Annotated in this window: 2 protein-coding genes, 2 tRNA genes and 2 rRNA genes (1 of these 6 cut by a window edge); all 6 read left to right on the plus strand. The window is 65.8% G+C overall.

Features of this window, described 5'->3' with window-relative positions:
• Nucleotides 1–11 precede the first annotated feature (11 nt).
• Nucleotides 12–4721, plus strand: a complete 4710-nt coding sequence (locus tag AB1578_05610; GenBank protein ID MEW6487379.1) for a chitobiase/beta-hexosaminidase C-terminal domain-containing protein — start codon at nucleotides 12–14, stop codon at nucleotides 4719–4721.
• A gap of 506 nt (nucleotides 4722–5227) precedes the next feature.
• The gene (gene lepB / locus AB1578_05615; protein ID MEW6487380.1) at nucleotides 5228–6049 is read left to right on the plus strand and encodes a signal peptidase I; all 822 of its coding nucleotides are present in this window, start codon (nucleotides 5228–5230) and stop codon (nucleotides 6047–6049) included.
• 347 nt (nucleotides 6050–6396) lie between these two features.
• Nucleotides 6397–7932: ribosomal RNA gene (locus AB1578_05620) — 16S ribosomal RNA — on the plus strand.
• 215 nt (nucleotides 7933–8147) lie between these two features.
• Nucleotides 8148–8224 (plus strand) — tRNA-Ile (locus AB1578_05625).
• 88 nt (nucleotides 8225–8312) lie between these two features.
• Nucleotides 8313–8388, plus strand: a tRNA-Ala gene (locus tag AB1578_05630).
• Nucleotides 8389–8603: 215 nt separating this feature from the next.
• Nucleotides 8604–10000, plus strand: a 23S ribosomal RNA gene (locus tag AB1578_05635); it runs 1617 nt beyond the window's last position.
• The 16S and 23S rRNA genes sit together here with 2 tRNA genes alongside, the layout of an rRNA operon.

Genomic DNA, 10000 nt, shown 5'->3' on the forward strand with positions numbered 1-10000 from the left:
AGGGGGACCCGGTGGTCTACGAGATCGAGGTCTTCGAGGATGCCCTGTTCACCCTTGGGGTCGCCTCGGCCTCGGGCATCGCCGAAGGGACGGACGTCACGGCCTGGCCGGTCCCCCTCGACCTGCGGGAGAACACCCGCTACCACTGGCGCGTGCGGGCAGCCGACGGCAATCGGGCGAGCCAGTGGGCTTACGGAAGCTTCTTCGTGAACCTGGAAAACGAGGCCCCGGGTGCCTTTGCCCTGTCCTGGCCCGCGGACGGCTTTGAGGTGGACACCCTAACCCCGGCGCTTGCGGTCACCAACAGCCGCGACCCCGACGAGGACCCCCTCACCTACGCCTTCGAGGTCTACGAGGACGAGGCGCTGGCGCTGCTCGCCGCCTCGGTCTCCGGGATGGTTGAAGGAGCCGGGGGGCCCGGGGGGGGAGGGGCCACCTCCTGGACCGTGGACGCGCCCCTCGGGGACGGGGCCACCTACTGGTGGAAGGCCGTGGCCACCGACGAGCACGGCGTCTCCACCGAGTCCGCCGTAGGCTCCTTTGTGGTGAACCTCGCCAACCACGCCCCCACCGTGCCGCTCCTCGCGGCTCCGGGGGCCGGGAGCGAGGTCTCGGAGACGGCGCTCGCCCTCGTGGTTGCCAACGCTGCCGACCCCGACGCCGATCCCGATGGAGACCCCCTTACCTACACCTTCGAGCTCGACACCGTCCCCACCTTCGACAGCCCGGAGAAGCAGGCGATGGCCGGGATCCTGGAGGGTACGGGCTGGGAGCCGGGGCAGACCTCCTGGGAGGTCCCCGGGGCGCTCCGGGACGACACCCGCTACTATTGGCGGGCGAAGGCCTCCGACGAGGCTGCGGAGAGCCCGTGGACGGCGGTCGCCACCTTCTTCGTCAGCACAGCAAACGACCCGCCCTCGGCGCCTACCCTGCGAAACCCCTCCGACGGGGGAGAGGTGGGGAGCACGGCGCCGCTCCTGGTGCTCAAGGAGGCTTTGGACCCCGAGGAGGAGTCCCTCACCTACGACTACGAGCTCTACGCCGATGCCGGGCTCACGACCCGAGTTGCCGCCGCCGAAGGACAGGGCCTGGCTTGGGCGCCCCCCCAGCCCCTGGACGACGACCGGTACTACCACTGGCGCGCCCGGGCGGTGGACGCCCACGGCCTTGCGGGGGAGTGGATGGCGGCGGCGCGGTTCGTCGTCAACGAAGCCGCGTTCCTCGATCCGCCCGCGGTGGCCCTGACGCTGCCGGGCGCCGGCGGCCTCCGCACCAACCAGGCCGCAGTGGCGCTGGCCTGGACGGCCTCGAACCCGAGCGGCACGGCGCTCGTAAGCCTCTATTTCGACGAGGAAGGGGCCGGTTACGCCGGTACCCTCCTCGCAGCCGGGCTCGCCCCGGAGGCGGGCGCCTACGCCTGGGACGTCACTGAGCTTCCCGAGGGAACCTACTACGTCTACGTGGCCATCGAAGACAGCTACGGCGCCGCCAAGGCCTATGCTCCGGGTTCGGTCATCCTGGACCGGACTCCCCCGGCCACCTCGGCGTCGCCCCCGGGCGGCCTCTACGCCGCCGCCCAACTCGTGGCGCTCATCGCCGACGACGAAGAAGCGGTCATCCGCTACACCACCGGCGGCCTCCCCCCCGACGCCTCCTCCCCGGTCTACACCGGGCCCATCGCCGTGGAGAGCTCGACGGTCCTCTCCTTCTTCGCCGTCGATCCGGCCGGCAACCCGGGAGAGGTGCGCGCCGAGACCTACGTGATCGACACCGAGCCCCCGGCGGTCGCCATCGCCTCGCCGCTCCCGGGCCTCACCAGCGACCCGGCGCCGGTGCTCGCCTACTCCGCAAGCGACGGGACGGTGCGAGTGCTGGTGGACGGCATCGCGGTGGCAAAGGTCTCGGGCGACCGCCTCGACCCCCTGGCCGACGGCCCCCACACCGTGCGGGTGGAGGCCACGGACGCGGCGGGCAATGTGGGCTTTGCCGAGGTCTCCTTTGCGGTGGAGACGGCGGCTCCCACGGAGCTTTTGGTGCCCGTGCGCACCAGTCGGGGCAGCGGCCTGCCCGGCGTCAGGGTGTATGCCTTTACCGCGGCCGGTGCCTACACCGGCAAGAGCGCCACCGCCGACGCCTCGGGCGTTGCCCGGTTCGACCCCAAGCTGTTCTCCGCGGGCTCGTACAAGCTGCGCGCCGACTACCTCGGTTATCCGTTCTGGTCGGCGGTCTTTACGCTGCCGGGCACCGGCGTCGTGCCCGTCGAGATCGCCGAGGAGACGGCGGCGGTCCAGGTGACCCAGGGCGGAGCGCCTAGAGCCGGGGTCAAGGTGTACCTGTTCACCGGGGCAGGGGCGTACCTGGGCCGGTTTGCGATCACCGACGCCGATGGCATGGTGCGGTTCGACCTTCCCGCCGGGAAGGATTACAAGCTGCGCGCCGACCTGCTCGGCGGCCAGTACTGGAGCGACGTGCTCGCCGTGGGCGCGGGCGCGGCCAACGCCTTCGCGGTGGTCACGGGCGGCGGGGTACTCACGACCACGGTGGACTCGGGCGACGGCACGCCCGTCGCCGGGGCCAACGTCTACCTCTTCAGCGCGGGCGGCAGCTACCTCGGCCTGTCGAGGACCACCGACACGGCCGGGCGCGTGAGCTTCGACGTCCCGACGGCGGGCTACAAGCTGCGCTGCGATCTCCTCGGCTACCAGTTCTGGAGCGACCTCGTCACGGTCACGACCGATACGGCCATCCCCTTCCCGATCCCCCACCGGGACGTCACGGCCCGTGTCGTGGCCGACTACGCGGGCAGCCGCGAGGCCAAGCCCTACGTTCGGGTCTACCTGTTCACCGAGGCCGGGAGCTACCTCGGCCGCTACCAGGATACAAACGAGGCGGGGGAGGTCACCTTCCGGCTGCCGGAGCGGGCCTACAAGCTGCGGGCGGACGTGCTTGCCTTCCAGTACTGGAGCGAGCCCTTCTCCTGGACCGACCCCACCCTCGTCATCCCCGAGGGCACCGCCGAGGTGCGCGTGACCCAGGCGGAACAACCCCTGGCGGGAGTGAAGGTCTACGCCTTCACCGCGGCGGGCGCCTACCTGAGCCTGCACGGGGTGACCCTGGCGGACGGCACCGCGAGCTTTCGCCTGCCGGCCCAAACCTACCGGTTCCGTGCCGACCACCAGGGCAGCCAGTACTGGAGCGCAGACACCGCCTTGCTCCCGGACCAGGTGAACTCCGTACCGGTCCTCACCGGGGGCGGGGCGTTCACCCTGCGGGTGACCGATCTGGCGGGCACGCCCCTGGTCGGCCTGCCCTGCTACCTCTTCGGCGCGGCCGGGAGCTACCTGGGGGAGAGCCGCACCACCACCAGCGCCGGGGAGGCCGGCTTCGACCTGGCAGACGGCACCTACCGGTTCCGGGTCGACCACAAGGGGTACTCCTTCTGGACCGACCCCGCCGCGGTCACCGCCGCCGGGCCCTTCGACCAGGGCCTGGTCATCGACCAGCGCGCAACCACCGCCGCGGTGCAGCGCGATTACGGCGGGGCCCTCGTCCCGGCGCAGGCCATCCCCGTGTACCTCTTTACCGAGGCGGGGGCCTACCTGGGCGAGCGCCGGACCACGAACGCAGCCGGGCAGGCGGTCTTCGAGCTGCCGGATCGCAGCTACCAGGTGCGGGCCGACTACCTCTCGGGCCAGTTCTGGTCCGCCCCGTTCACCGCCGCCGATCCGGTCATCACCATCGCCGAGGGCCAGGCCGAGGTCGCGGTGACCCAGGCGGGCAGCCCCGTGGCGGGGGTGAAGGTCTACGCCTTCAACGCCGGAGGGACGTATCTGGTTCTGAACGAGACCACCGACGCAGAAGGCAAGGTCTACTTCTGGCTGCCCGAGGGCACCTACGGGTTCCGGGCCGACGTGCAGGGGAGCCAGTACTTTGCCAACGCCACCCTGGTGCCGCACCAGGTCAACTCGGTGCAACTCTCCACCGGCGGCGGCCCCTTCCAACTGGTCTTGGATGACGCCAGCGGCCCCCTGGCCGGGGTGCGGGTGTACGCCTTCACGGCGTCCGGCGCCTACCTGGGGCTCTACGGCACCACCGACGCCGCCGGCACGGTGGCGTTCACCCTGTCGGACGGGAGCTACCGGTTCCGCGCCGACTACCTGGGGTATCCGTTCTGGTCCGGACCCCACGACGTCCCGCACCAGAGCTCGGCGCTCTTTCCCATCCCGCACCAGGAAGTGACGGTGACCGTGGAGGGGCAGGACCCGGCCCCGTTCCCACTGGCGGGGATCCGAACCTATCTCTTCACGGAAGGGGGCGCCTACTTGAACCGGCACGCCGACACGGACGCCGCCGGGCAGGTACGGCTGCGCCTGCCGGAGCAGAGCTACCAGGTGCGGGCCGACTATCTGGGCTACTCCTTCTGGTCCGAGCCCTTCACCGGGGTCGATCCGACGGTGATCGTCGAGCACGGCACGGCGGCCGTGCGCGTTACCCGGGGCGGTGCCGAACTGGCCGGCGCACGGGTCTACCTGTTCACCGCGGCCGGTGCGTACCAGGGCCGGTTCGAGACCACCGACGCCGCCGGGACGGCCACCTTCCGGCTGCCCGACCGGGGGTACAAGCTTCGGGTGGATATCGACGGCACCCAGACCTGGAGCGAGGTGGTTGAGATACTGGGCGGGGTGACGAACCCGGTGGCGGTGGACGTGGCGGCCCCCTAGCGGCAGAACTACCGCCACCGTCAGCCCGAGCACAGAGCCCGACGGGGACGATGGCCCATGGGATGATCCAAGGGCCGGGGTCTGCCCAGCCGGGCCCAACCACTTCGATCTGCTGGTGCGATCGGGGAAGCTCCCCTAGAGTTTGCCGCGACCTAGACGTCCCCCAAGGAGCCGTAGGGCCGTGCTTTACTTCGGTGCCCTCGGTTGCTACACTCCGGCGCTCCGCGCTTTTCCCCCCGAGGCACTCTTCTCTTGGTCTCCCCGGGATGAACGGCGGAACCTCGATGAGCCGCCCGATTCGTGTGTGGCTCTTCCGGGGCGTCTGTGGGCCCTGCGCAGCATCGTGAGGGCTCGACAGGGGTGTCGGCTGTGCTCCAAAGCGGCTGAGTTCCCGCGCGCCGGACGCAGGTGTTCTTTCCATGGGAAGGGCGGTCTGGCGTGGCGGGCGAGGCAAGACGGGATGTCTCGGCGGAGGTCTTCGTGTCCGTCCAGGGAACGGGTGACGCATGGGCGAGATGAACGCGAGCCGGGGGTTCTCCGAGCGCAAGCGGCGATCCTACCTCTGGGGAGGAACGGGACTTCTGGCGCTCGGTGCCGGCTTGACCCTGCTGAATCTCGTGACGTCCGTGCCGGACTACCAGAAGGTGAGCTGGCTGCTCGTGGGGTTTTTCCTCGTCTCCGGCACACTGGGAGTCGGGGTAGCGAAGGGCGCTCTGCCCCGGACCGGGAAGCTTGCGGAGTACGGCGAGGCCCTGGTGGTGGCCATCCTCCTGGCGATCCTCATCCGGGGCACTCTCGTGCAGGCCTTCAAGATCCCGTCCGGGTCCATGCTGCCCACCCTCCAGATCGGGGATCACCTGCTGGTCTCCAAGTTCCTCTACGGCATCCGCATTCCGTACACGGAAAACCGGGTCCTCGGGATTCGTGAGCCCCGCCATGGCGATATCGTCGTCTTCGCCTACCCGGAGGATGACTCCAAGGATTTCATCAAGCGCATCGTCGCGGTGCCCGGCGACCGCCTGGAGGTGCGAAACAAGAAGATCTGGATCAACGGGGAACCCCTGGACGATCCCTGGGGAGTCTACCGAGACCCCTCCATCTATCCCTCGGGCAATGAGGGCGGCAAGCGAGACAACTTCGGTCCGGTCCTGGTGCCGCCCAACGCCTACTTCACCATGGGGGACAACCGCGACCACAGCTACGACAGCCGTTTCTGGGGGTTCGTGGAGGACGCGCGCATCAAGGGCAAGGCCTTCATCCTCTACTGGTCCTGGGACTCCGAGCGTACCCGGCCCCGCTTCGAGCGGCTGGGAAGCCTGATCCGCTGACACGGGGGCGCCCCGAGGAACGCAAGGGAAGGCCGTCCATTCAGCTTCCAGGCCGACGGTGATGCACGAGCCGATCGAAAAATGTCGGGGGTTCCAAAAGCACCCATTGACACACGGCGGGGGGCCAGGGTATAAGCTGCCTTCCTTTCGGCGGGGGGGGAGAAGGGTTGGGAGGGAGCCGAAAGGGGGTTGACAGGGTTTGGGGGGATGGGTAGAGTTAGCGCTTGTCCGCCGGAGCCGGGGCAGCCCGGTTTCGGGTTGGTCTTTGAAAACCGAATAGCGAAGAGGCAAGCACGACAAAGGTCGTGCGACCGCGTACGACGGGATCGAGCGACGCTCCAAGGAATCAATTGGAGAGTTTGATCCTGGCTCAGAACGAACGCTGGCGGCGTGCTTAACACATGCAAGTCGAGCGCGAAAGGGGGCTTCGGCCCTCGAGTAGAGCGGCAGACGGGTGAGTAACACGTGGGCAACCTGCCCCTGGGTGCGGGATAACCACTCGAAAGGGTGGCTAATACCGCATAAGACCACGGCTTTTCGGAGCTGAGGTCAAAGGCTTTGGCCGCCTGGGGAGGGGCCCGCGGCCGATTAGCTAGTTGGTGAGGTAACGGCTCACCAAGGCGACGATCGGTAGCTGGTCTGAGAGGATGATCAGCCACACTGGTACTGAGACACGGACCAGACTCCTACGGGAGGCAGCAGTGGGGAATATTGCGCAATGGGCGAAAGCCTGACGCAGCAACGCCGCGTGGGTGATGAAGGCCTTCGGGTCGTAAAGCCCTGTCAGGTGGGAAGAACCCTCCTCGCAAGGGGAGCTGACGGTACCACCAAAGGAAGCACCGGCTAACTCCGTGCCAGCAGCCGCGGTAATACGGAGGGTGCAAGCGTTGTTCGGAATTACTGGGCGTAAAGGGCGCGTAGGCGGCCAGGAAAGTCCGGTGTGAAAGCCCGGGGCTTAACCCCGGAAGTGCATTGGAAACTTTCTGGCTTGAGTTCGGAAGAGGAGGGCAGAATTCCCGGTGTAGGAGTGAAATCCGTAGATATCGGGAGGAAAACCAGTGGCGAAGGCGGCCCTCTGGGACGAAACTGACGCTGAGGCGCGAAAGCGTGGGGAGCAAACAGGATTAGAGACCCTGGTAGTCCACGCCGTAAACGATGGATGCTGGGTGTGGGGGTCATTTAGGATCTCCGTGCCGAAGCTAACGCATTAAGCATCCCGCCTGGGGAGTACGGTCGCAAGACTAAAACTCAAAGGAATTGACGGGGGCCCGCACAAGCGGTGGAGTATGTGGTTTAATTCGACGCAACGCGCAGAACCTTACCTGGGTTTGACATCCCGCGCCTGCCGTGGAAACACGGAGTTCCCTTCGGGGACGCGGAGACAGGTGCTGCATGGCTGTCGTCAGCTCGTGTCGTGAGATGTTGGGTTAAGTCCCGCAACGAGCGCAACCCCTGTCCCATGTTGCCAACGGGTCAAGCCGGGCACTCTTGGGAGACCGCCGGCGTCAAGCCGGAGGAAGGTGGGGATGACGTCAAGTCCTCATGGCCCTTATACCCAGGGCTACACACGTACTACAATGGCCGGTACAGAGGGTCGCGAACCCGCGAGGGGGAGCCAATCTCGCAAAGCCGGTCCCAGTTCGGATTGGAGTCTGCAACTCGACTCCATGAAGGCGGAATCGCTAGTAATCGCGGATCAGCATGCCGCGGTGAATGCGTACCCGGGCCTTGTACACACCGCCCGTCACACCATGAGAGTCGTTTGTACCAGAAGTGCGTGGGCTAACCCGCAAGGGAGGCAGCGTACCAAGGTATGGACGGTAATTGGGGTGAAGTCGTAACAAGGTAGCCGTTCCGGAAGGAGCGGCTGGATCACCTCCTTTCTAAGGAAGAAGGCCACGCACCCTCGAAGACGGGGTATGTGGTAACGATCAAACAAGACCCGTCGCAAGACACTCGGCGCACGGGGCGCACGGCTGGAGTCTTTGCCTCTATCGCTATTTGGTTTTGAGAGACCGACACCGCTCCCCTCGGGGAGCGCTCGGGTCTTGGGTCTTTGAGAAGGTGCAGGGTACGGACGGACCAGCGGACCAACCCAGGGCCTATAGCTCAGGTGGTTAGAGCGCACGCCTGATAAGCGTGAGGTCGGTAGTTCGAGTCTACCTAGGCCCACCACGCCGTCGCAAGACGTGAACCGTGAAGGGGCAAGAGGAAGGCTCGGGGCAGCTTCACGCTTCACCCTTCACGCTTCACGGGAGTGCTTGGGGGTGTAGCTCAGCTGGGAGAGCACCTGCTTTGCAAGCAGGGGGTCATCGGTTCGAATCCGTTCACCTCCACCAGGGTTTAGCGCGTGGCGCGTGGCGCGTAGCGCGTAGCGCGTTGGAGTCAAGGCCTTGGGTCTTTCTCCAACGAGCAACGCGCCGCGAGCAACGAGCCTCGGTTTTACCGGTCTTTGACAACTTCATATGCAGGGGAAAGAAAGCGTAGCAAGCGCTGATGGTAGGGTACTCCTTTCGGGGTACTCGAGACTCGAGCGCGCGCGAAGGATACGGCGGGTCAAGCTAGTAAGGGCACATGGTGGATGCCTAGGCACCAGCCGGCGACGAAGGACGCGGATAGCTGCGAAAAGCCTCGGGGAGCCGCTAAACAGGCATTGATCCGGGGATGTCCGAATGGGGAAACCCGGCCGGGGTAACTGCCCGGTCATCCGTACCTGAATCCATAGGGTACGGAAGCCAACGCGGGGAAGTGAAACATCTCAGTACCCGCAGGAACAGAAATCAACCGAGATTCTCCTAGTAGCGGCGAGCGAACGGGGAAGAGCCCAAACCGTCTTTGTGCCAAGCCTGCAGGCGTTGCAGGGACGGGGTTGTGGGGGAGCACTGGAGGCCGCTGCAGTGGCCTCGGGGAGTCAAAAACGCGATCGGTAGTCAAAGCTTCTGGGAAGGAGCGCCACAGAGGGTGAGAGCCCCGTAGGCGAAACCGATCGCACTTCCTGGGTGCTCTACCCGAGTACCACGGGTCACGTGAAACCCCGTGGGAAGCCGGGAGGACCATCTTCCAAGGCTAAATACGAGCTGGTGACCGATAGTGAACCAGTACCGTGAGGGAAAGGTGAAAAGCACCCCGACGAGGGGAGTGAAAAGTACCTGAAACCATGTGCCTACAGTCTGTGGGAGCCCTATGGGTCTTCGGACCAAGGGGTGACCGCGTGCCTTTTGCATAATGAGTCAGCGAGTTACTTTCTGCAGCGAGGTTAAGCCGAAAGAGGTGGAGCCGCAGCGAAAGCGAGTCCGAATAGGGCGCACGAGTTGCAGGGAGTAGACCCGAAACCGGGTGATCTATCCATGTCCAGGGTAAAGCTGGGGTAAGACCCAGTGGAGGCCCGAACCGTAGAAGGTTGAAAACTTCTCGGATGAGGTGTGGATAGGGGTGAAAGGCCAATCAAACTCGGTGATAGCTGGTTCTCCCCGAAATATATTGAGGTATAGCCTCGCACGGTAGCCCGCGGAGGTAGAGCACTGGATGGGCTAGGGCCCCCACCAGGGTACCAAACCTAACCAAACTCCGAATGCCGCGGGTGGAACTGCGGGAGTCAGACGGCGGGGGATAAGCTCCGTCGTCGAGAGGGAAAGAGCCCAGACCGCCAGCTAAGGTCCCAAAGTTCGTGCTAAGTGGGAAAGGATGTGGGACTGCCCAGACAGCCAGGAGGTTGGCTTAGAAGCAGCCATCCTTTAAAGAAAGCGTAATAGCTCACTGGTCGAGTGGGCCTGCGCCGAAGATGTAACGGGGCTCAAGCACGGCACCGAAGCTGCGGATGTGCATCGCAAGATGTACGTGGTAGGGGAGCGTTCTGTGGGGGGTGAAGCCGGACCGGAAGGACCGGTGGACTCCACGGAAGTGCTTATGCTGACATGAGTAGCGATAAAGCGGGTGAGAATCCCGCTCGCC

This window comes from Thermodesulfobacteriota bacterium, assembly GCA_040756475.1.
Lineage (GTDB): Bacteria > Desulfobacterota > Deferrisomatia > Deferrisomatales > JACRMM01 > JBFLZB01.